This is a genomic window from Pseudanabaena sp. lw0831, from assembly GCF_016584665.1.
GTDB lineage: Bacteria > Cyanobacteriota > Cyanobacteriia > Pseudanabaenales > Pseudanabaenaceae > Pseudanabaena.
This window is the reverse complement of sequence record NZ_BBJB01000108.1, coordinates 31,830-54,604: the sequence shown is the minus strand read 5'-3', so window position 1 is coordinate 54,604 and position 22,775 is coordinate 31,830. Positions and strand designations below refer to the sequence as shown.

Sequence of the window (22,775 nt, the reverse complement as noted above, 5' to 3'; positions counted from 1 at the left end):
TTTAGCCAAAGCTCCACCTCTTTTTTAGGATATGCAGCGCAAAGCGCTGCATTTGTTTTTTATAGCTGTAGCAATGAGTAAAAATACTCTAATGAAATCAACATTGAACGTAACAACAAAGTCCTATCAAATCGATTGATTCTGTATTTATATACAAGTCATTAGAATTTCTAATATTGTTTTAATCCTATTAAGATTACTGACTATTAATATTAGTTTTTGTATCAGTATGCATCGGGCGATCGCAAAATCATATTGATAAATTGCTATTTTTCTTAACATAAACTGCCTCTCTGACTTGCGAACTGATCCTTGTATTTAGAGGGTTTGCGCATATCAGTTTAGAAATATCTCGCAAAAACAAGTACTAGAGGATATATCTAGCTTATTAGAGTCATATCAATCTTTTATATGAATTTGTCGCCAAAAACAGAGGGTTTCAAAAATTTTTTTTCAAAAAAAGTAAATGCAGATACGCACTTTATGTTTAAATTAGAGACATCGCTCAAGGACTTCTCACGAAGAATTCCTGATAGGATTAACTTATATAAAGCAAAAAAGTATTCCACCAAAGAAGCAGATATCAAAAGGCTAATTAGATTTTTAATAGATTTTCAATCTTTCTTTAATTCTCGATTTGACTACTGACTCTGACTCTTTAGTTCTTTTTGCAGCGCAATTTGCAGATTCCCGTTTGCAATCTATTAATTTTCATTCAACCATAGTAAGGAGATATTAATGTCTTACTCAAAAACACAGTCTAAAGCCAAGGCTGGGTACGACGCAGGTGTTCAGGACTATAAACTAAAGTACTATACCCCCGATTACACACCCAGAGATACTGACCTTCTCGCTGCTTTCCGCTTCGTGCCTCAACCAGGCGTACCTCCAGAAGAAGCTGCTGCTGCTGTAGCTGCTGAATCTTCGACAGGTACATGGACAACTGTATGGACAGATTTGTTGACCGACCTCGATCGCTACAAAGGTCGTTGCTATGATGTCGAACCAGTACCCAACGAAGACAATCAATATATTGCATACATTGCATATCCTCTTGACTTGTTTGAAGAAGGTTCTGTAACCAACTTGCTAACCTCATTGGTTGGTAACGTATTCGGTTTCAAAGCTCTTCGCGCACTTCGTCTAGAAGACATTCGTGTGCCTATTGCTTACCTAAAGACATTCCAAGGTCCTCCTCACGGTATTCAAGTTGAGCGCGACAAACTGAACAAGTACGGTCGTCCTCTATTGGGTTGTACCATCAAGCCTAAATTAGGCTTGTCTGCCAAGAACTACGGTCGTGCAGTATATGAATGTTTGCGCGGCGGTTTGGACTTCACCAAAGACGACGAAAACATCAACTCTCAGCCTTTCATGCGTTGGCGCGATCGCTTCCTGTTTGTACAAGAAGCAATCGAAAAAGCTCAAGCTGAAACTGGCGAAATCAAGGGTCACTACTTGAACGTCACCGCTCCAACCTGTGAGCAAATGATGCAGCGTGCAGAATTCGCAAAGGAAATCGGCACACCGATCATCATGCATGACTTCTTGACTGGTGGCTTCACAGCTAACACCACTCTTGCTAAGTATTGCCGCGACAATGGCTTGCTATTGCACATTCACCGCGCAATGCACGCAGTTATTGACCGTCAAAAAACCCACGGTATTCACTTCCGCGTTTTGGCTAAGTGTCTGCGTATGTCTGGTGGCGATCACCTCCACTCTGGAACCGTTGTCGGTAAGCTCGAAGGCGAAAAGGGAATCACCATGGGCTTTGTTGACCTAATGCGTGAAGACCACATCGAACTCGATCGCGAACGTGGTATCTACTTCACTCAAGATTGGGCTTCTATGCCTGGTGTTATGCCCGTTGCTTCGGGTGGTATCCACGTATGGCACATGCCTGCGCTCGTCGAAATCTTCGGCGATGATTCTTGCCTCCAGTTCGGTGGTGGTACTTTGGGACATCCTTGGGGTGCTGCACCTGGTGCAACCGCTAACCGCGTTGCGCTCGAAGCTTGCGTTCAAGCTCGTAACGAAGGTCGCGACATGATGCGTGAAGGTGGCGACATCCTCCGTGAAGCTGGTCGTTGGTCTCCTGAATTGAACGTTGCTCTTGAACTCTGGAAAGAAATCAAGTTTGAATTTGAAGCAATGGATACCGTCTAATCGATTTGCTATTGTGAGAATGGGCTACGCCCATTCTCACAAAAAAATTCTTGGTTAAGTTCAGCCTATGGATATTAAGCGCAGTACTAAGTCCACAGCCAATATGTTGATCAATTTTTTGACCTTCGAGGCTGTCAAGACTATTGGTGAGCAGTTGCAAGAAACCGATAAGTTAAAAGCTCTTTGGTTTAATCAATTCTCGACGCGCGAAAGACTCCAAAACGGCGAGCTTTATATCAAAGACCTATTCGCGGTCAACCAAGAGATGGCTTTTCGGGTAATGACAGTGCGAGAACATCTGGCAAATGAAATTTTAGAATTTTTGCCAGAGATGACTCGAACTGGAATCCAGCAATCAAATATGCAACTTCGCCGTCAACATTTTGAACACATCATGAGTGTTCAGGTTTCTGAAGGATATGCAGAATGCGAGAATCTAGACGCTGTGGTTGATCAGAAAAGCAATCCAGAATCTAGTTTAGAAGTTAGTCTCGATCATCCTTTAGAAGAGCTTTTAGAAGCAGTTGTGGATTCAGATGTTGATAGCGATCGCGCTACCACTCAACAAAATCAATAGAAACATAATTATAATCGCGAGAAAATAATGCAAACTTTGCCAAAAGAGCGTCATTACGAAACTCTTTCCTATCTTCCACCTTTGAGCGATGCTCAAATCACTCGTCAAATCGAGTACACCCTTCAACAAGGTTTCTACCCTGCGATCGAATTTAACGAAGATTCCGATCCCGCAATCCACTACTGGACTCTTTGGAAGTTGCCCTTGTTCAACGCCAGAACTCCTCAAGAAGTTTTGACCGAAGTTCAAGCTTGCCGCTCTAGCTATCCTGGTAGTTTCATCCGCGTTGTTGCATTCGACAACATCAAACAGTGCCAAGTCCAAAGCTTTATCGTACACAAGCCTAACGCTGCTCGTTACTAAGCTTTAACAGACAAAAGAAAGCCCCGCAATGCGGGGCTTTCTTTTGTCTGTTTGATTGTTAACTTAGTACTGAGCATTTATACTAATTACAGAAAAATCTCTTAAACTATGTAAAGATTCCTTAAGTAGAGGTGCTGAGATTTATGAATCTTTTTTTACTGTTTTTGCTAGCTTTAAGCAGTGCGGGGATTATTTACACGCTGGGCGAACTGAATCGATCGCGGAAGGCTTTACGTCAATATGACAGCCTGTCATCTCAGGAAAATTTTATAGAGCAATTGAATTTAGATATTCATAATAGACAAAGAGAACTACTGAACCTCGACCAACAATGTTCTAGTTTAAAGAAGCAGGTTAGTCAACTTAGACAGCAGATTCCTGACTTTGAAGAGGAGTTATACGTCCAATCCTTTGGATTTTATCAAGCAAAGTATAACTTTATTAATTCTGGGGATTATGAAGTTCAGCTTAAGCGAATTAAAGCACAACAAAGGGAGATGATTAAGAATAATGGTGCTGCAATCTGTAATATTTCACTATCTTTAAACGATAGTGAGAAAGAAGGTCAAAAGCTTTCTCAAAATTTTCTAAAATTGATTTTAACAATCTTTAATAGTGAATGTGACACAGTTATCAATAAAGTTAAGACAAGTAACATAGATAAGTCACAAGAAAAAATCGAAAGAAATTTTAATGATTTAAACAAGAAATCCAAGATAATCAACTGTGAGATTACTGAAGCATACTTAAAATTGAAAATATGGGAATTACATTTAAAATATGAATTAGAGTGTAAAAAACAAGAAGAAAAAGAGCAGGAGCAAGAAATACTTATCCAAATGAGGCAAGAAGAGAAAGATCGCCGAAAATTAGAAGAGGAAACTAAAAAAATTAGAGAGGCAGAAGAAAATGAGAGTCAATATCGACAGCAATTGGAAATTGCATTGCGTCAGCAAGAATCTGTTGCAAAACAAGAGCAAAGGCAACTGGAAGTTCAAATTGAGCAATTGAGACAAAATTTGGCTAAAGCTATTAGTGACAAAGAAGCAGCGATATCCCGCTCAGCAATGGTTAAGGCTGGCTACATCTACATCATCTCAAACATTGGTTCTTTGGGACGCGATGTTTATAGGATATGCATGACCAAGAGAAGTACAAATGAAGATGGATACATTAAGGATATGTCTCCTGAAGTTCCATTTCCATTTGACGTTCATTTCAAGTTCATCTCAGAGGATGCATCAGACACGTTACGTAGATTGCATGAGCGTTTTAAAGATCGACGAGTGAATGCAATCAATCTTAGAAGAGAATTTTTTGAAATTTCTATCGATGAAATTGCTCAAGCCGTTGAAGACATAAAAAAAGAAACTGGAGCATTGAAAAACATTCAATATGAGAAAGCACCACAAGCCCTTGAGTACCGAAGAACTATCGCGATTAAGCGAAAGGACGATCATACTGCTGTAAATACACAAAGCGCTTAAATCAGAGAATCTACTCAAAGTTCACGAATTACTCTGAAACTAATATTGTTTGATTTACTATCTGCCTGATCGAAGAATCGGGAGCTAGATCGACATAACTTTGGTTCGTTACGCCACGAACCGCCACGTATAACTCGATCACGACTCTCAGGTTTTTTGAAACAAGCTCGTCCATCTGTTGGAGTTTCATAGTAAGTTTCGTGCCAGTGATCTAAACACCATTCCCACACGTTACCATGCATGTCGAATAACCCAAAAGCATTTGCAAATGGGAAACTGCCAACGTCAATAGCTTTTTTTCGATTTTCTCCTTTCGGTTCTGAGCGATAGGGGAAAGTTCCGTCATAGTTGGCGAGATTTGGGGTAATTGTTTCACCGAAATGAAATGGGGTGGTTGTTCCTGCTCGACAGGCAAATTCCCATTCAGCTTCAGAGGGCAACCGATAAACGTGACCTGTCTTTCGTGATAAGCGATCGCAAAACTCAACTGCTTCATCCCAAGAGATTTCTACGATTGGATGCTTTGCTCCGCCAGATCGAGATGGTTGCAGTTTTAGGGGAATCTTAACTTGTTCTAGTTTTGCAACAGCTTTCCATTGAGATTTTGTAATTGGGTACTTGCTCGTCAGGAAAGGTTTGATCGTCACTGAGTGCAAGGGTAATTCATTAGAAGATGGTCTACGTTCTGAAGATCCCATCACGAAAGTGCCACTAGGAATAACCACCATTTGTAGCGAAGATGTGCCTAATTCTTCTAAGAGATAAATAGACTCCCCATGATGTTGCTTAAGTTTTTGACCATATACATCTACTACTATCACTTCAAATTCAAAAGCCTGTTTACCTTCAATAGCAGGGATTATAAATTGGTGGGATGATTCTCGCAGAGTTATATTTGTCTCTGATTGCAACTCTACACTTCTAATATCGCGATCGCTTTTAGCGGGTGAACGGATATTCTCTTGAAATTGATTTAGTTGCCTTGATTGAGTAACTATCAATGGCAAATCGTACTTAAGCGTCGATTCAACTCCGATTAGAGGGTGTTGCGGAGGCTTACCATTTTCTTGGTTAATTTGCGATACCCTTCGCATCAGATACCTTTCCAGTTCTGCTGTCGTTACGCAAAACTTTAATCCTTCTAGGAATGCATATGTAAATGAGCCTTGTTGAATTGAGGGGATTTCGTAAGATCTTTCTCCACGATTACAGGAGAAGACAACAGTAATTCCTTGCTGCCTTGCTTGGTTTAAAGTTTCCATACTAACTCTCTCATCACCTTTGCTCCAGTCTGGCTGTCTACTCCTACACATATCTAGGACAAGCACGGTGTTTCTAGCTTGACACTCTATCAAACATTGAATCACAAAACTCAAAGGAAGAGCCGTATTCTCTATGTCGCTAGGGGAATGATCAGAAGTCAGTAAATACTCATGTAAATCCTTCCCTAAAGCTCCATGTCCACTGAAAAAAAACAAAAAGTTATCTGCTCTTCTAGCTTGACCAATTAAATTTTTCAGTAAATACCATAAGTTATTCCGAGATGGTCTTGTTTGGGTTTGCCCTAATGTTTTTGAAGTGTCCGTATAGAGTAATACCTCGAATCCTAATTGGGTACTCAAAAAATGACTGACTTTTTCAGCATCATTTACTGCATACTCAAGATGGTCAGAAATATAATCATATTGATTTACACCAATTGAGATCGCCCAGTTACTCTCTGCCATATCACTTTGATTCAGTTCGCTTAAACTTTAGAGTGATTGCACCTTTACCACTTCCTTCGGTGGTACATGCTCCTAGCAAATTAACTTGTCCACGACCGTTGATTTCAACCGCAAGTGTTACTTCATCTAACTGCATCCCAAACTCGCCGCCTGCTTCCCTCTCTGCCTGATGAATTAGTTGTCCCACAAAGCGCATTGTTCGATTCCACTCATGTTGTAGCTTTACAGGATCTATAGGCTTAAGATGCAGGATTGAAGAAGCTTTTTGAGTCCAGTTTTCTTTCCAGCCTTTTCCTCCTCCACTATCTTCGCTATCAGCATCATCGCGTGTCATAATCCAAATTGGTTCATCTGACATAACTTTTTCCTAATTGTATCAATTTAAATTGTATCGCTTTTGCTCGATAGATTAGATTTTGGGCTACAGTTAGTTGGGTTAGCTTTATTAAAAAGATTGAAGTGCGATCATCTTTCTTGCAATGTGCTGAAATGTATCGCGCACTCTATATGAATGTGTAATTGATAAATTAGTGCGTTACATTGATGTTTTTGGATGCGATCATATTTGATGAAGTGCGATCGCTTTTTTGTGGGAAGACGAATTTGCGATCACAGGTTTGATATTTGGTTAGGGGCGATCGCTTTGTGGGGAAATATGAATAGGTGATCGCAGGTTAAAATACTCAGCACATTATTCAAAATTGATTTCTATACCAATGAGCGAATCTGAAATACAAAAACAAGCAAGAAATATTTTAGATGCGATCGCTTTCACTCCCTTTGAAGAATGTCAATCCTTAAATCGCGATTTTAGCAATATTCCCGATCTCCCTGGCATTTATGCAATTAGACACAAATATGAAGATTTGCTTTACATTGGTAAAACTAAAAGTTTAAGAAGTCGTTTTAAGGGTGGTCATAAAGCCTTCCTGTGGGCATGGCTTGATCAATACAAAGATGAAGATGTGCGTATTGCTATACAAATAATCCCATATTCAAGGAATCCTGCGTTACTATTGGAGCTAGAGGCAATAATTCTTCGTGCTACTGAGCCTCCATACAATGTCCAAATCCCAATGGAGTAGTAAATTTATGCAAGTAGAAGTTTTAGAGCGAATCTCGTCCAAAGATGCAGATGTTATTTTAAAGTTTCTGCCTGAGAGAATTCGAGCAGCAATCATAGCTCGTTCCAAAGAAATTGACTATCCAATTGAAGCAACACTTGAAATGGCGATCGCTAGTTTTTTGGATATAGAAGCAATAAGTTTTGCAGACTGTAAACCAAATCGCGGATATTAATCAAGGTAGTAGGTGATCGCAGTTTGTTTGTATTTGATTGGGTGCGATCGCTTTGTTGTGGGGAGATGAATTTGCGATCGCTGTTTGTTGATATTTGGTTGGTGCGATCGCTTTGTTTTATGAGAGGGAATTTGCGATCGCTGTTTTTGATATTTGGTTGGTGGCGATCCATTATAATTCTAAGAATAATGTTAAAAAATTAACCCATGCTATTTGATTGGGACGAAACCAAAGCCAAAAGTAATCTATCTAAACATGGAGTATCCTTTGATGAAGCAACCTCTGTCTTTGACGATCCTTTGTTTTTAACTTTTGCCGATCCGACACATTCCATCCAAGAACAACGTTTTATTATCATAGGAGAATCGGCTAGAGGTAGACTACTAGTCGTATCTTATACAGAAAGACAAAATACAAAACGTCTAATTAGCGTCCGTCCAGCTACTCGTAAAGAACGTAAAGCATATGAATCAGAACTTTGAGATTAACATGGAAGATGATTTACTTCCTGAATATGATTTTACTCAAATGACCGTTGTTGCTCGTGGTCAGGGAAGAAAGAAAAGCACTGTCACCGTCAGTCTAGATCCTGATGTTGCTAAGTTATTCCCAAATTCGGGATCAGTCAATGAAGGACTAAGATTGCTAATGCGATTAATTAACCAAAATTCATCACAATTAGACGACCAGTTGTTAGTGAAATCTGAAAATCCGTAACTCTAGATTATCTAATCAAATACTAATGGCGATCGCTATTTGTTGATTTCTGATTGGTGCGATCGCATGTTGTTGATATTTGATTGGTGCAATCGCTGTTTTTGATATTTGGTTGGGGGGCGATCGCAAGTTAGAATACCTAGCAAAATATTGAAAATTTACTTTCCATGACACCAAACGCATCTGAAATACAACAACAAGCAAGAAATATTTTAGATGCGATCGCCTATGAAACATTTTGAGGAAGTAGGATTTATAGCCTTATTGAGATGAGCCTAATAAGTTTATCTATGCTGATTCAAGCGAATTAGAAAATGCGATCGACGATTATTTGGGTCACAATAGATCTAAGGAAGTTTGGGAGCAAACTCGTATGCGATATTTTCTGTTATGGTTTCTTTCCTTAATGTTTGCGATGATGTCGCTAAGTTTCTCCAAACCTGCGCGATCGCAATCTAATTCCCCATCGCAATTTCCTGATTCCCAGCGATATCCTGATTCCCCTTCAAGAAACCCTTCTAGTGGTGGCTTTAATCCGTTAATAATTTTAAACCTGATCAATTCCTTAAGTCGTTCTGGCAATAACGATCAACAGCAAGTTGATTTGTCCCCTGATATCGCCGAAATTCGTGGACAAATTGGGCGATTGTATTTTCTCTTAGCGCGGCAATATGCTGCTCAGAACCAATTACCTCAGGCTTGTAATGCGCTTGAAAAAGGCTATGGTGCTGAGTTGGAAGCTTATTTACACAAACGAATGAGATCGCTGAACCCTGATAGTGATGACTGCTATGCCTCAGAAGTGCAGCGCATCTCACAACTGACAGGAAGCCCGACTGCCCTGATTTATGTCACTACTTCTAAAGGAGGTTTAGAACTAATTGGCGTACCGCCATCTAGCCCAAATAAACCTGCGGGAATATTTTCACGCACTCGAATTGGCGCAAAGTCTTTACAAGAAAAATTTGGACTACCGATCTCTCAAACCAATCAAAGCAACGGCACTCCGTTTCGGAAGGTTGCCTACAATGTCACCACTGAAGAAGTCGATCGCGTGATCATTGACTTTCGCAATAATTTACGTGATACCAGTTCCAATGACTTTTTACCCCAGTCACAGCAGCTTTATGATTGGGTGGTGCGCCCGATGGAACCTGAGCTAGAAAAGGCACAGGTGAAAACGTTGGTATTCGTGATGAATGGTAATTTGCGCGTAGTACCGCCAGCAGCCTTTCATGATGGCAAGCGTTATCTCGTCGAGAAATATGCCGTTGTGACGATTCCATCATGGCAGTTAACGGAACCCAACCGTCCAGATCGTGCGCTGATTCCGCAAATCTTAGCCATGGGACTGTCTGAGTCTGTCGAAGGCTGGTCGCCATTGCCGGCCACGAAAGTAGAGGTTGAGACGATATCCTCGCAAGTTCTAGTTGGTAAAACTTTTATGAATAGTGCCTTTACCAAGGATAATCTGCGATCGCAAATCAGCAGTCAGAATTTTGGAATAATCCATCTAGCGACCCATGCCAAATTTGTCAAAAATTCACCACAGGAATCTTTCATTCAATTTTGGGGCGATCGCTTACAAATGAATCAAATCTCCAAAATGAATCTTGTAACCGATCTGTTAACTCTCAGTGCTTGCGAAACTGCCGTTGGTCAAAATCTGGGCTTAGCAGGTTTGGCGGTAGATTCGGGTGCTAAGAGTGTTTTGGCTTCTCTATGGACAGTCAGTGATGCAGGCACGGCTCCCTTGATGATTCGTTTTTATCGTGGCTTACCCACAGCACCGAGTAAAGCGATCGCCCTGCAAGAGGCTCAGTTGGCATTTTTGCGCGGGGAAGTAACCATTAAGAATAATCAGATTATTGGTGTGAAAGGATTCCCGAATATTCCCTTTCTCATTGATACAAGAGGCGTTGATCTGAAGCATCCTTTCTTTTGGTCTTCGTTTACTTTAGTTGGCAACTGGCTATAAAACCGAAAAGACAGCACTTTGCGCTGTCTTTTCGGTTTTATAGCAGGATTGTAAATCTACACGAAGCAAATTTTGATGAAAACGAAGGGGATGGCATACTAGCGATCGCTAGTTTATAGAGAAAACCATGCAAAAATCAGATTACGATGAGGGCTTCACTTGGACAGCAGAAGCAAAAATCAAGTACAAAAATATTCCCTACTTTGTGCGATCGCAGGCTCGCCTGAAAATCGAGCAACTAGCTCAAGCCGCAGGTAGTGATACGATCACCGCAGAAATTGTCGAAAAAGCAAGGATTGAGTTCGGCCAGTGAAAAGTGCAGTGAAAAATCATGATCGCGGTTATTTGTTGACCGAGCAAGCGAATCCCCATAGCCAAAATTTAGATCGGTTAAGTGCTTTAGAAATTGTCGAACTGTTTAACCAAGAGGATGCCAAGGCTGTTGCCGCAGTTGGACAAGAAAAAGAAGCGATCGCCGCCGCGATTAACACTATTGCTGAAGCAATAAAACATGGTGGCAGATTGTTTTATGTTGGCGCTGGCACAAGTGGGCGACTTGGTGTCCTTGATGCTGCTGAATGTCCACCCACTTTTTGCAGCGACCCTGAGTTGATTCAAGGGATTTTGGCGGGAGGGATGAATGCGATGGTACGCAGCTCTGAAGCCCTCGAAGATCGCGAAGATGATGGGGCAAATGCGATCGCGGAAAGAAATATTAGCGATCGCGATGTTGTTTTTGGCATTACCGCAGGGGGAACCACACCCTATGTCCATGGAGCGCTCAAGGAAGCTAAGCATCGGGGTGCAAAAACGATCTTTTTTTGCTGTGTACCGCCTGACCAATTTCCGATTCAGTACGATATTGAGATTCGTCCGCTAGTTGGGGCAGAGATCTTGGCGGGATCTACCAGACTTAAAGCAGGGACAGCTACAAAATTAGTTTTAAATACGGTTTCGACAGGGGTAATGGTGCAGCTAGGCAAGGTTTATGGCAATCGGATGATTGATGTCTCTGTCACCAATAGCAAACTCGAAGACCGCGCCATTCGGATTATTAGCGATCTCACATCGCTCAGTCGTGAGGAGTCCGCAAAATTGCTAGAGCGATCGGGCAAACGAGTCAAATTAGCTTTATTAATGCAGTGGAAGAGCGTAGATGTCGCCACCGCCGAGCAATTGTTGCAAAATACTCAAGGTCATCTAGGAAAAGCCATGGTGTAGATGAGGGCGCTAAGCGCCCTCATCTACACCATTAGCCAGTGAAACATGGCACAAATCGCCGTTAAAGTAAGATATGTTAAGCAAAAAATGTAGAAACTATGACAGGCGCAGAACTTCGTCAGGCGATCGCCAATAAATGGGACTACTCTTATGACGTACAATTACGCAAAACCCAAGGCAAAATTTTCTTGCAGGTAATGTGGCGCTATCAAGAGCAACAGTCTTTTTCGATGAGTGAGGCAGAATTTATTCAGCATCTTGATGTGATTGCCTCATATCTGAGCGATTGGGCTGTAGTTGAGCAAGTTCAAAAATTTATCGAAACCACCAAGGAGCGCCCCCGTCTTGGCAAAGCTGTGAGCATTCCCCTCCAAATTGGTGAGCGATCGCTAGAGTGGCTCATAGGAAATTAATACACCAAGAATTGGTGGTGCGGTGGAAAGTACCACCAATTCTTGGTTAAAAAGGGAGTAAATGCTATAAAAGTTAACACAAGCAATAAAAGTATGGTGTGTTGCTGACTTTCTAAGCTAAAGATTGTACGATTGTGTTGTAATACTTTTTATAACCTTGATTTTCATAAAATTTCATTTTATTAAGTTACATCGCTCTAGCTATACCTAAGTCTAAATACCTCAGGTCAAAAATATGAGTCAAGCAGGAGCTAACCCATGGGATCGCCAATTTGTTAACCTTGGGCGAATCATGCAGTTCTTGCGTGATGAAGATAGTATTGACAACCTATTGACGGCAACTCTCGATTATCTTCGAGACAATTTTGATTACAAACTGCTTTGGATTGGGCTTTATGACGCAGAAAACCACCGACTTACAGGTAAAGGTGGTACAACACCTCAGGGTGAAATTAAATTTTTAAAAGAGCGATTTAATCTCAATGCGGGCGATTTGCTCGATCAGGTGATTTTGCAACGCAAGCCTGTGCCGATCGCCGATCTACGTCAAGAGAAACGTAGTGGCGAATGGCAAAAATTAGCCCAAAAATTTGATATCCAAGGCACATTGCTTTGGCCGATCTATCATCGCGATCGCAGTTTTGGTGTAGTCCTCTTAGGCTCCAATCTGTGGAATGTCACCCCGCGCAATGAAGAAAGAGCCAGACTCTCTGTAGTACTTGGTGGTCTTGGGTCTACCCTGAGCCGTCTTGATGACGAGTGGCATCATCACAACACCAAGCGTCCTGATGAACCATTACTGCAAATCCTCTCGAAAATTCGGAATGTACCAGCACTCACTGAACGCCTTGAAGAGATTGTTCAGGAAACCCATAGCTTTGTTATGCCCGATCACACCAATATTTACTGGTTTGAACGCGAGCATCAATATTTTTGGCGACGGATTGCCAATCGTCAGCCTGGCCCAAAAATTAAGCAAGCAGCTGACAATACGGCTGGAGTAACTGTCCAAAATGCCCCTAGTTTGTATCAGGCGCTATCCAAAGATCAGGTGGTGGTGGTAGTTGATGCTAAGTCCATGACCAAAGGCGAAGTTAGTAATCGCGTTATGGAACAATTTGGGGCAGTTTCTATAATTATTGCTCCCATATTTTTCCAATCAGAACTATTAGGCTTTTTGTCAGTAGAAGGTGATGAACCTCGACTCTGGACTGATGACGAGCGCAATTTTGTCCGTGGTGCAGCTCAGCTTGCGGCAATTACCTCGCCTCTAGAAGAGATGGAAGTTACCCTCGATCGCATTGCTTCCGATCAAATTCTCACCGCAGGAATTGCCAGAGCTATATATTCTGATAACGATTGGCAAAAAGCCCTCGATCAAGCGGCGGAACAGCTATGTCAGCGACTAGGGCTAGAACGATTCTGGGTGGCAACCTATGATAAAGACAATGACATGTTTCGGATCGATTTTCAGTATCACCCCAAAAATCGCCGCCCCATTCCATCTGTTTTACCAGGATTAGCTCCCGTTGATGTGCAGATGATGGAGCAATCTAACGATGCTGCAACTGTCGAGAATCTCGACAGCGATTTTAAATTTCTGTCATGGCGAAATTCATTAATCGATCTTGATGTGCGATCGATGATTGTCAGTAGCACTTCGATTGGGAAGTCTCTCGAGGGTATTCTCGCGGTTGCCCATGAAGCCCCACGTACATGGTCTCGCCCAGAAAGAGAAATGGTGCAAGCTGTTGCTCAACAGATTGGGCTAATCGTTCACCAAAATGAGTTGCAGCGCTTATCTGATGAACGCCAAAAGTCTCATCAAGCTGTTCAATTTGGTTTAGTAGCACTCCAACAATGCAATGCTCTTGAGAAGCTACATCACACGGCGACGCAATTGATGGCTCAGGTTACGCAATCTCCTCTGGCTGTATTAGTAGTATGGCTACCAGGTCGGCAAGGTGGACAAATAGCTTCAGTGTTTGCTAGCCGTGATGAGTATCAGCTTACGATCAGCGAAACTCTACTTGCGATCGAAGAAGATCCGCTTGCACAGTGGGCGATCCAAAGTGAGGGAATTTTGCCGCTGAGTATTCATGACTTACCAGAACAGACTAAGGCTTGGCTAAATGCTCCTGCTCTTGGACATTTATTGGTGACTGCATTACGCACAACTCCTGATCACCAGCCAACAGGAATGATTTTGGTTGCCGATCGCGTAGGGCGGCGTTGGGTTGATCGCCAATTACAGGCGTTTAATATGTTGGCAAATCAACTATCTTGGTCTCGTCGCCACCTATTGCTCGTCGATCATCTCAAACATAATCGTCAAGAACTGGAACGCCTTAATTGGTACAAGCATCGTCGTTTGGAAGACATCTATCGTACAGTTAGTTCGGGAGTCCAGCGTTTATTGGATGCTGATGCTCGTGCTAATGGAACTGGAGGTATCAACAATATTACCTTGCAAAGTTCTCTTAAGCAATTACAGGGGTCTCTATCTCCACTCCCACAGATTATCCGCAAAGAGCAATGGCGCTTACGTCCCAACTATGAGACTGCTCCACTAGCGGGTATGCTCAAACGGGCTTTAGAAAGAGTGGATTCGCTTATAAAACAGCGCCAAATCTGGTCGCAGGTGCATAACCAAGCCAATGTAGTCGTTGGTGGTGACATCGCTAAGATGGAGATGATTTTAAATGAGTTGTTGTTATTTGCCTGTGGGCGATCGGATGTTGGTGGCAGAATTGATATTTGGTGTCGTCAGATTGATGAAAAGCTTCTAGAGTTATCAATTACCGATTATGGCGTAGTTGATGCGTCCTTATTGCAGGAGTTACACCAAGGCAGAGCGATCGATCCTCTATCTCCTTCGCTATTAGATCAGCCCCCTGGCTTGCATCTTGCAATCTGTCAGACCCTGATGGTGGAGGCAGGTGGAGAGCTATCTCTCTATCAACTAGAAGATAATCGCATCCTCAGCCGTCTAATTTTGCCCCTTTCTAGCTCATAGTTGTTTGGTGTGCGATCGCTCACTCATTCTATAAATCGCGATCGCACATCCAAAAAATCAATCAAACTGCGATCGCTTAGTCAAGTTCTAGAACATTCTAGCTTTGACGGTTAATTTCTTGTAATAGCCACTCGTCAACGGGTTGACCATCTTTGCGAATGAGTTCTATCTCTATCATTACAGAAGAATTTGCACCAACTGGAGCCATTTTTTGATGGAATCGAATCACATAATCTTTAGGATTATGATTGCGCTCTTTTAGCCAGTCTTGGACTTTGAGTTCCGCAAAGAGTGATTGACCTTGCTCAAACATCCTTGATACTTGCATTCTGATCGTAAAAGGATTTACTTGTGGCATAATTTTTTCCTTACATTGCTTTTTTCTGAAATCCAAACCAATATTTTTATTAAAAGTGTTGCTTTGCAACACTTTTAATAAAAATATTGTGTTTATTTTTTTAATACAAGATAATACAACTCGCCTTCGCCTTTGATTAGCCCAGCCCGTTGCTTAGCCCGATCGCCTGTTCCCATAAAAATATCCACTCGTCCCGCACCACGAATCGCGCCGCCAGTATCTTGATCGAGCGCAAAGCGTTGCACTTGCCGCAATTCGAGCTTACCTGTGGTGGGATTCTCAAACGGAATTTCAGTGCGGATTAGGGCAATGCCGCCAGAGGGAAAGATTTTTTTATCAGTAGCAATCGATCGCTCTGCACTGACTGGCGCACCGAGACTACCCGTCGCAGGTTTACCATTGGTTTCGCGAAAAAAGACAAAACTGGGGTTGCGATTGAGATACTTAATTAAATCTTGGGGATTTTTTTGAAAATATTTGATGAGCGTTTGCAAAGTCACATCTTCAAGACGCATTTTGCCATCTCTGACTAGCTCAGCACCCACCGAACGATAGGGTTGATCGGTTTTACCTGCATAACCAACAGTCAATAAATTGCCATCGGGTAACTCAAACCTTGCTGAGCCTTGGACATGCACTAAGAAAGCTTGGAAGCGATCGCTTAACCATGCAACTTCTAAACCTGCCATTTGCTTACTACCTTCAAGCATGGCGCGGGTAGGATGGGGTGATTGCCATTGAGCAAAGTCTGGTGGCAAGTTATAAAGCGGGTATTTAAATTCGTCAGTACGAGTACGACTGGCTTTGTACAATGCCTCGTAATAGCCCGTAAATTGAACGCCGCCATTACCATCACGCCCTACTGACTGATAAAGATCAAATTCACGATTCACAGCTTGCTGGAGATCTTTGGCAGTTCGGGACACTTGTACGAGCCGACGAAATCGCACCAAACTACGCTCCATCAGATCTTGACTAATTCCAGCGACAGGATAGCGCTTAGCGGCGGATGGGGTGCGGATGTACTGAATACTATGATCGATCGCTTGAAGGAGATTTTGGCGATCGCTCTCTAATAGATCATCCGTGAGGTCAAGGGCGAGAGGATTAACCGCACGCGGTGATATTGGGACAATAGATTGAGCAAGTTTAAGTTCCGCAGCTTCGGCTGGTCTTTGAAAATCGGTTTGCATATAGCAAGGTGGCACAGCGCAGATCAAGCCGACCCAAGTTGCAAATAAGATATCCCCACCACGATATAAGGTCGAAGTCCAAGATTTCTGCTCTAGAAACCCCTTTTTCTTACCGAATAGATCGTATTTACTTTTACCGAACTTATGGGAACCAATCACCCTTAAAAACTCCTCACTAAATAATCTAGCCGGAAGATGAGATTGTGGGCGCAGTCCACAATCTCATCTTCAATCACCATACTTGACGTTAATACTAGCTTTTTGTTCGTACAAATGATTAAGCGATCGAGGGTCAATGTTGAAGTGATAGCAAATTTTTAACAACTGATTGAGCATAGCATGTCGATATATTCCTCTCTGATGAAACCGCCTTGCGGAGGTAACAACCTTGCCTTGAACCAGCAATGGCTTCGAGAATTGGCATAGGCGATCGCTTAACACCGTATCTTCAAAAATATCGAGATCGGGGACATTCCCAATTTCAGCTAATACTTGGCGAACAATAAACGGACAGTGATCTAAATAAACAATCCCTTTTTGCTTTACGCGAATATTGTCAGAGTACCAAGACGTAAAATGCAACAACCAATGTGTAAAGTCAAAGCTATGGGAAAATGCACCCCAATGATTTCCTGAGACTAAAGTCTGCTCAATTAGCTGTAGGGCTATGCCTTCTGGTAAAAGCGTTGCTGGATGATGTAACAAAATTATGTCGCCCGTGCTGGCGGCAATACCATCATTTAGCCTCTGGGCGCGATTTTTGGCGAGCGATCGGATAACTTGAATTTCAGGAGATCGCGCTGCATATTCATCCAAAACTAGATCTGTCCCATCATCACTGGCACTGACTACGGCAATAATTTCTTTTTCACAATTTTGAGGAACTGATTGAGCAATTAGATTCGTGAGAATTCGGTCTAAATACCCATGTCGAATTTCATTAAAACAGGGCAGAATTATAGATAAGCGCATATAGCTATTCCCCAGTGAATAATTAATGGTGCGCAGCTTTGCCACGCACCATTAATTATTCACTGGAAAGGGAGTTCTTACACAAACTATTTTCTTGATCTATGTGAGTAGGGGCAATTCATGAATTGCCCCTACTCACAACTCATTTAGGATTGCTATGACGATGTTATAATAACAACAATAAAAAGATACTTACTATGACTATTCAAAATCTAAATCAACCTGAACAAACTGAAATATCTGAAGATTATCAACACTCTAAAAATGCTTCTATCCTTATAGTTGATGACACCATTTACAATGTTCAACTTTTATCATTACTGTTAATTAAACAAGGCTATGAAGTGCAAAAAGCTACTAGTGGATTAGAAGCATTAGATAAAGTTAATCAACAATTACCTGACATAATTTTACTAGATATTCGGATGCCTGACATTAATGGCTATGAAGTATGTACAAGACTAAAGGCTAATCCAGTGACTAAAGATGTGCCAATTATTTTTATTAGTTCGATAGAAGAGTCATCTGATAAAGTAGAAGCATTTTCTGTGGGCGGAGTAGATTATATTAGCAAACCGTTTCAGTTGATTGAAGTATTAGCTAGAATCGAAACACACTTGCGGTTATGTTCATTACAAAAAAAGCTTCAAGAACAAAATGAACAGTTACAACTATCGGCTGAGGTATTATCGCGATCGCTTAATCAAGAACGCGAACTTAGTCAGATGAAAACAGACTTTATATCAGTCGTATCCCATGAATTTCGTACACCTCTAACGACGATTCAAAGTGCATCAGAACTGCTCGAACATTACGAATGGTCAAAGGAAGAAAAGGTCGAACAATTGCATCAAATCCAATCAGAAGTTAAGCATATGACGGCTCTGATGGAAGATGTATTATTTCTGAGTCGAAGTAATACAAGTAAAGCTAAACTAAATCTTACTAAATTCGATCTTTTAAGCTTTTGTAAACAACTCTTACGGCAAGCGCAAAGAACTTTTGCATCTGACTATACTCTAAATTCATCTATATATATAGATTTAACTAGTACATCCATTGAGAACCCTCATCTTCAAAATGATCTCCCAGCCTTAATCGTAAAAATGGATGAGAAATTATTGCGTCAAATCTTGACCAATCTGCTCACAAATGCAATTAAGTATTCTCCACAAAATAAAACAGTTGATTTTCAAATTACTGTGGATCAAGAACAGGTGAGTTTTGTTATTAGCGATCAGGGTATTGGCATTCCAGAAGAAGATTTAGAAAATCTATTCGGTGCATTCTATCGTGGTAAAAATGTAGGGATATTGCCTGGTACTGGATTGGGACTATCAATTGTCAAAAACTGTATCGATATTCACAATGGCTCGATATCTGTTGAGAGTAAGTTAGAGATCGGCACTAAATTTACTGTGGTTTTGCCAATTTCCGATGAACCACTTCTAGAATCAAACCCCTCTAGCTAGAGGCTCTTGTGATGATGGCTTATAAATGGCGATCATTTTTGCGATCGCAATATTTTCTGTGTATTATGTCTTAGATTTACTAACAATCTCTGTCAGTATAATGTTGCATAAAGATACTCATCAGCTAGCATGAAAAAAATTCTCCTCATCGAAGATAATCCAAACGTCCTGCTAAATACCACCAGAATGCTGCAAGCCGAAGGGTATATGGTGATCGGTGCTGATAATGGACGTGTTGGTTTAGAGATGGCGCAGCAGCATATTCCTAGCTTGATCATCTGCGATATTATGATGCCTGAAATCGATGGCTATGGAGTTATTACAGCTCTTCGGAATAACCCTTCGACAACGACAATCCCTTTTATATTTCTTAGTGCCAAGTCTGACAAAAATGACTTTCGACAAGGTATGGAATTGGGATCAGATGATTATTTAACTAAACCTTTTACTAGAGATGAGCTATTGGGAGCAATCAATGCTCAGTTTAAGAAACAAGAAGTAATTAATAGTTATTACAAGCAAGAGTTAGCTAACTTGCGTGGCAATATATCTAAGTCACTGCCTCACCAGTTGCTATTTCCTGCGATCGAAGTCATGGGTTTGGCGGATATTTTGGTCAAAAATTATCATGCGATGCAAGCGCATGAAGTACCAGATATTGGCAAGCGCATTCGCAAAGCGGGGCGAGATATGCATGAAATGGTGAAAAAATTTCTACTATATGCTGAGTTAGAGTCAACAGAGAGCAATACAGAATGGATTAACCAAATCCGTACTAGTAGGGCAACTTTTGTTGATATTGAGATTGCAAGTTGCGCCAAAAAAATCGCTGAAAACTATAATCGAGTTTCTGATTTGCATGTTGATATTAATGATGCCAGTATTCAAATCTCAGACTCATACTTAAATGTAATTGTTAAGGAACTTGTTGATAATGGGTTCAAATTCTCTTCAGAAGGAACTGAGGTAGATGTTGTCGGTAGTTGTGATGAGAATTACTATTGTCTGAGTATTACTGATCGTGGTCAGGGGATTGAACCAGAGCAGATTGCTAATTTTGGTGCATATATGAAGTTTGAGAAAAAGCTTTATATTCAGCAGGGTACTGGGTTGGGGTTGGCGATCGCCAAGCGATTGCTCGAACTGCATGGCGGTAGGTTAGAAATCGAGAGCATTCCCTATGAGTTAACTGCGATCAGAGCTTTTTTACCATTGAGTAGTCGTAAGTAATTGTTATCCGATTTATAGCGCTTTGCGCTCAAACCCGAACCAATAAATTTTTAAAAAGTGTTGCTTTGCAACACTTTTTAAAAATTTATTGTCCCAAAGCGTTAGTAAAAACTATGCACTTTTAGTGCAAGGCTTTAGCTGACAACCTCTAAAGTAGTTGCTATGATTTCTTTGCAGAACTTTAGCATGAGTAAAATCTGTATTATCATCACAGTTACATTACCAAAACAGGAAAACTAAATAGAGTTTGGACGAAACTACAGATTTAGGACTTTCAGTCCTAGTCGAACCTATGCACTTCCAGTGCATAGTGGTTCAGTGTGGTTCGTTTGCTCGGAAATTGCTGTAATAAAGAACCAGTTTTTTGTGGCGCGGCTTCGCCGCGCCACAAAAAACTGGTTCGGGTTTGAGCGCTTTGCGCTGTAAGTTTGTGATTTCAATCACGCCCATAAAGTTCTGTGGTCACGCTTGAGTATCTGACCTATCACAGTAAGCTCAGCTAGTCATCACAGACTTCTCAAGCTAATTAGTCAAACATAGGAGATGTGAAGAGCGTCATATGTTAGCTAGTTATGATTATTTTATCTTTGTCTGAAATTCAAACGACTAATTTCTCAACTCCATGGGGAAGCGAGAAAGGAATTTGTTATTTAGGAAAGACCTTTTTACCGATCAATATTCATGCAAATCAACAAGAAGCGATCGCAGCTTGTCGGCAAGACTTAGAGTTGGGAATGCTCTCGATCATTGTCGATGAGGGCGATCGCCTTTCTCAGTGGTGGTATTTTTCGGAGTCATTTAATTAAATAAATTGATCTTGCCCCGCAAGAAGGTCATAGCTTCACCTTTCAGTAAAACCCTAGCTCCGCGATCGCTAACTATAAGTTCGCCAGTCCGCGATGATAACTGTTTGGCTCTGAGATTGCTCTTACCGAGACGCTTTGCCCAATAGGGAGTCAAACTACAATGGGCTGAGCCAGTCACAGGATCTTCAAGAATTCCTGCTTTTGGTGCGAAAAATCGCGACACAAAATCATAGGGTTGATCGGGATCTGCGATCGCGGTGATGATAAAGCCAAAACCATCTAGTTCGGCAATGCGCTCATGTTGCGGTTGAAAATTTTGGACGGCGGACTCAGACTCTAATAAAACTGTTAAATAATCTTCAGCCTGACCCAGAATTTCATAAGGGCGATCGCCAAACATCTCTGCTAATAATTGCTGCGATCGCTCTGAGCAAGTTCGATAAAAAGTAGCAGGAAAATCCATCACGATTAGCTGCTCTTCAAAGCTAATGGTTAAATCTCCACTCAACGTAGAGAAAACGAGTGGCAATTTGGTATCAATTACGTCTAGTTGGCGCAAATAATGTGCGATCGCGAGGGTGGCATGACCGCAGAGAGGCACTTCCTGCTTCAGCGTAAACCATCGCAATTGGAAATGGTTCTGAGAGGAATTTTTATCTAAAGGTTTAACAAAGGCAGTTTCTGAAAGATTCATCTCAGCAGCAATTTGCTGCATTTTCGCCTCTTCGGGAAATTGGTCAACTAATATCGTTGCCGCAGGATTACCACGAAATGTTTGATTGGTGAATGCATCAATAATGGCGATCGCAAGTTGCATATATAGCAATCCTAAATGGTTTGTGAGTAGGGGGAATTCATGAATTCCCCCTACTCACAAACCATTTAATCTTATATAGCGTTTCTCAGTCTAGTGAAGCACAGGTTTGTTTCCCCGCCGCAGGCGGGGAAACAAACCTGTGTACGTCGCTTGCTTGAAAAGCGCTATATGAGTGGCGCGGCTTTGCCGCGCTACCAAAAAATTAGATCGAAAGATTAAGGAATAGCCAAATCGGCATTTACAACTTGGTTGTTAGATATTTTAAAGAAGTAATCTTTTAGTTCTGCAAACTTTGGTTCGAGCGCTCCATAAGTTAAAATCATAAACTTGTTATTACGACGCTGTAATTTGCTATTGGCTTGAAATTTAGTTTTCTTGTTTCCCACAGCCACAGTTGATGTCCATTCAATCACAATATTTCCTGTTGCCTCAGTTACAGGAGCCTTCATCTCAAAATCTGTTTGGTTGCTGTACATCTCTTTAACAATTACTGCGAAAACACCACTTAATCGATTGTCAGGAATTTCGCTTGGAGGTACAAAAATATTTACGGAAATAGTCGCTCTTCCTGCCTGTTCATTCCAAGTCAACAGTAATTCGCCCGTTTGACTCTTATCAATTAATTTCCAGCCCTTCGGTACATCTATTTCCAGAAGCCCCGAACGATGTTTGTAAGGTTCAAGCGCTTTTATTTCTAGTTCAGGCAAATTAATGGGAGAGATTGTGGGTTTCGGGCTAGGCGAACTAGTTGGTGAGGGGCTTGGAGTTGCAGTCGGCGTGGGGATTGGTGTAGGAGAAACCTTTGTAGTATCGTTTGCGGGCATAGAAAAATTATTATTACCAGCACCAGAACTACCACAGGCTGTAAATAAGCCTGTCGCGATCGCTGTTAGGAATAAAATCGATAGCCTTCGAGAGAGAAACATAATGTTGAGTGATGTTACGTTCTAATCAAACCCA

The 22,775-nt window shown here is 41.5% G+C and carries 25 protein-coding genes; 17 read left to right on the top strand and 8 right to left on the bottom strand.

All coding sequences use genetic code 11. The features are described from left to right. Positions 1-738 precede the first annotated feature (738 nt). The 4 genes from APA_RS22065 (at position 739) to APA_RS22050 (ending at position 4,596) form a co-directional block, all read left to right on the top strand. The gene (locus APA_RS22065; protein ID WP_201324376.1) at positions 739-2,169 is read left to right on the top strand and encodes a form I ribulose bisphosphate carboxylase large subunit; all 1,431 of its coding nucleotides are present in this window, start codon (positions 739-741) and stop codon (positions 2,167-2,169) included. 67 nt (positions 2,170-2,236) lie between these two features. Beyond that, positions 2,237-2,746: a chaperonin family protein RbcX gene (locus APA_RS22060; RefSeq protein ID WP_201324375.1), complete on the top strand. Its 510-nt coding sequence runs from the start codon at positions 2,237-2,239 to the stop codon at positions 2,744-2,746. Positions 2,747-2,773: 27 nt separating this feature from the next. Continuing rightward, the gene (locus tag APA_RS22055) at positions 2,774-3,109 is read left to right on the top strand and encodes a ribulose bisphosphate carboxylase small subunit (RefSeq protein WP_201324374.1); all 336 of its coding nucleotides are present in this window, start codon (positions 2,774-2,776) and stop codon (positions 3,107-3,109) included. A 143-nt stretch (positions 3,110-3,252) separates the two neighbouring features. Next, a complete protein-coding gene (locus APA_RS22050) occupies positions 3,253-4,596 on the top strand; it encodes a DUF4041 domain-containing protein (protein ID WP_201324373.1) in 1,344 nt (447 codons plus the stop codon). Positions 4,597-4,610: 14 nt separating this feature from the next. Here APA_RS22050 and APA_RS25345 read toward each other — a convergent pair whose 3' ends face one another. After that, a complete protein-coding gene (locus APA_RS25345) occupies positions 4,611-6,323 on the bottom strand; it encodes an SUMF1/EgtB/PvdO family nonheme iron enzyme (RefSeq protein WP_236579970.1) in 1,713 nt (570 codons plus the stop codon). Between the two features lies 1 nt (position 6,324). Then, a complete protein-coding gene (locus APA_RS22040) occupies positions 6,325-6,681 on the bottom strand; it encodes a hypothetical protein (RefSeq protein ID WP_201324372.1) in 357 nt (118 codons plus the stop codon). Positions 6,682-7,039: 358 nt separating this feature from the next. Between APA_RS22040 and APA_RS22035 the strand changes: the two genes are divergently transcribed. From APA_RS22035 to APA_RS22015, 5 genes are read left to right on the top strand one after another with little or no spacing between them, the layout of a single operon-like run. Next, positions 7,040-7,408, top strand: a complete 369-nt coding sequence (locus tag APA_RS22035) for a GIY-YIG nuclease family protein (RefSeq protein WP_236579969.1) — start codon at positions 7,040-7,042, stop codon at positions 7,406-7,408. Positions 7,409-7,415: 7 nt separating this feature from the next. Further along, on the top strand, positions 7,416-7,622 hold the full coding sequence (locus tag APA_RS22030; RefSeq protein WP_201324371.1) for a hypothetical protein: 207 nt from the start codon (positions 7,416-7,418) through the stop codon (positions 7,620-7,622). A gap of 23 nt (positions 7,623-7,645) precedes the next feature. Beyond that, positions 7,646-7,825 (top strand): hypothetical protein, encoded by a 180-nt coding sequence (locus APA_RS22025; protein WP_201324370.1) that lies wholly within the window; start codon positions 7,646-7,648, stop codon positions 7,823-7,825. Between the two features lie 3 nt (positions 7,826-7,828). Further along, positions 7,829-8,104: a BrnT family toxin gene (locus APA_RS22020; protein ID WP_201324369.1), complete on the top strand. Its 276-nt coding sequence runs from the start codon at positions 7,829-7,831 to the stop codon at positions 8,102-8,104. Further along, positions 8,088-8,339, top strand: coding sequence for a hypothetical protein (locus tag APA_RS22015; protein WP_201324368.1), 252 nt, complete (start codon positions 8,088-8,090; stop codon positions 8,337-8,339). Before APA_RS22020 ends, APA_RS22015 begins: the two co-directional genes overlap by 17 nt. Before the next feature lie 15 nt (positions 8,340-8,354). On the opposite strand, the gene APA_RS22010 is transcribed toward APA_RS22015, so the two are convergent. Further along, positions 8,355-8,513 (bottom strand): hypothetical protein, encoded by a 159-nt coding sequence (locus tag APA_RS22010; RefSeq protein ID WP_201324367.1) that lies wholly within the window; start codon positions 8,511-8,513, stop codon positions 8,355-8,357. A gap of 199 nt (positions 8,514-8,712) precedes the next feature. Between APA_RS22010 and APA_RS22005 the strand changes: the two genes are divergently transcribed. From APA_RS22005 to APA_RS21985, 5 genes are all read left to right on the top strand, one after another. Next, entirely contained in the window at positions 8,713-10,317 is a 1,605-nt protein-coding gene (locus APA_RS22005; protein ID WP_201324366.1) for a CHAT domain-containing protein, read from the top strand. Between the two features lie 127 nt (positions 10,318-10,444). Continuing rightward, positions 10,445-10,630, top strand: coding sequence for a PCP reductase family protein (locus tag APA_RS22000; RefSeq protein ID WP_201324365.1), 186 nt, complete (start codon positions 10,445-10,447; stop codon positions 10,628-10,630). 8 nt (positions 10,631-10,638) lie between these two features. Beyond that, a complete protein-coding gene (gene murQ / locus APA_RS21995; RefSeq protein ID WP_201324406.1) occupies positions 10,639-11,538 on the top strand; it encodes an N-acetylmuramic acid 6-phosphate etherase in 900 nt (299 codons plus the stop codon). A 98-nt stretch (positions 11,539-11,636) separates the two neighbouring features. Continuing rightward, a complete protein-coding gene (locus APA_RS21990) occupies positions 11,637-11,951 on the top strand; it encodes a DUF3067 family protein (RefSeq protein WP_201324364.1) in 315 nt (104 codons plus the stop codon). Positions 11,952-12,186: 235 nt separating this feature from the next. Further along, a complete protein-coding gene (locus APA_RS21985; RefSeq protein WP_201324363.1) occupies positions 12,187-14,967 on the top strand; it encodes a GAF domain-containing protein in 2,781 nt (926 codons plus the stop codon). A 97-nt stretch (positions 14,968-15,064) separates the two neighbouring features. Here the strand turns inward: APA_RS21985 and APA_RS21980 are convergent, their stop codons facing one another. The 3 genes from APA_RS21980 to APA_RS21970 form a co-directional block, all read right to left on the bottom strand. Beyond that, on the bottom strand, positions 15,065-15,325 hold the full coding sequence (locus tag APA_RS21980; protein ID WP_201324362.1) for a hypothetical protein: 261 nt from the start codon (positions 15,323-15,325) through the stop codon (positions 15,065-15,067). A 92-nt stretch (positions 15,326-15,417) separates the two neighbouring features. Then, positions 15,418-16,518 (bottom strand): murein transglycosylase A, encoded by a 1,101-nt coding sequence (locus tag APA_RS21975; RefSeq protein WP_374101381.1) that lies wholly within the window; start codon positions 16,516-16,518, stop codon positions 15,418-15,420. A 228-nt stretch (positions 16,519-16,746) separates the two neighbouring features. Continuing rightward, positions 16,747-17,490 (bottom strand): glycosyltransferase, encoded by a 744-nt coding sequence (locus APA_RS21970; protein ID WP_201324361.1) that lies wholly within the window; start codon positions 17,488-17,490, stop codon positions 16,747-16,749. Positions 17,491-17,687: 197 nt separating this feature from the next. Between APA_RS21970 and APA_RS21965 the strand changes: the two genes are divergently transcribed. The 3 genes from APA_RS21965 to APA_RS21955 all read left to right on the top strand — a co-directional run bounded on the left by APA_RS21965 (position 17,688) and on the right by APA_RS21955 (position 20,998). Continuing rightward, the gene (locus tag APA_RS21965; protein ID WP_201324360.1) at positions 17,688-18,962 is read left to right on the top strand and encodes a hybrid sensor histidine kinase/response regulator; all 1,275 of its coding nucleotides are present in this window, start codon (positions 17,688-17,690) and stop codon (positions 18,960-18,962) included. Between the two features lie 129 nt (positions 18,963-19,091). After that, complete coding sequence (locus tag APA_RS21960) at positions 19,092-20,192, top strand: response regulator (protein ID WP_201324359.1); 1,101 nt, start codon at positions 19,092-19,094, stop codon at positions 20,190-20,192. Positions 20,193-20,764: 572 nt separating this feature from the next. After that, positions 20,765-20,998, top strand: a complete 234-nt coding sequence (locus tag APA_RS21955; RefSeq protein WP_201324358.1) for a hypothetical protein — start codon at positions 20,765-20,767, stop codon at positions 20,996-20,998. Here the strand turns inward: APA_RS21955 and APA_RS21950 are convergent. Together APA_RS21950 and APA_RS21945 are read right to left on the bottom strand one after the other, a co-directional pair. Further along, a complete protein-coding gene (locus APA_RS21950) occupies positions 20,991-21,815 on the bottom strand; it encodes a PhzF family phenazine biosynthesis protein (RefSeq protein WP_201324357.1) in 825 nt (274 codons plus the stop codon). The two genes, APA_RS21955 and APA_RS21950, sit on opposite strands and share 8 nt — an antisense overlap. A 215-nt stretch (positions 21,816-22,030) precedes the next feature. After that, entirely contained in the window at positions 22,031-22,741 is a 711-nt protein-coding gene (locus APA_RS21945; protein ID WP_201324356.1) for a hypothetical protein, read from the bottom strand. Positions 22,742-22,775: the final 34 nt, after the last annotated feature.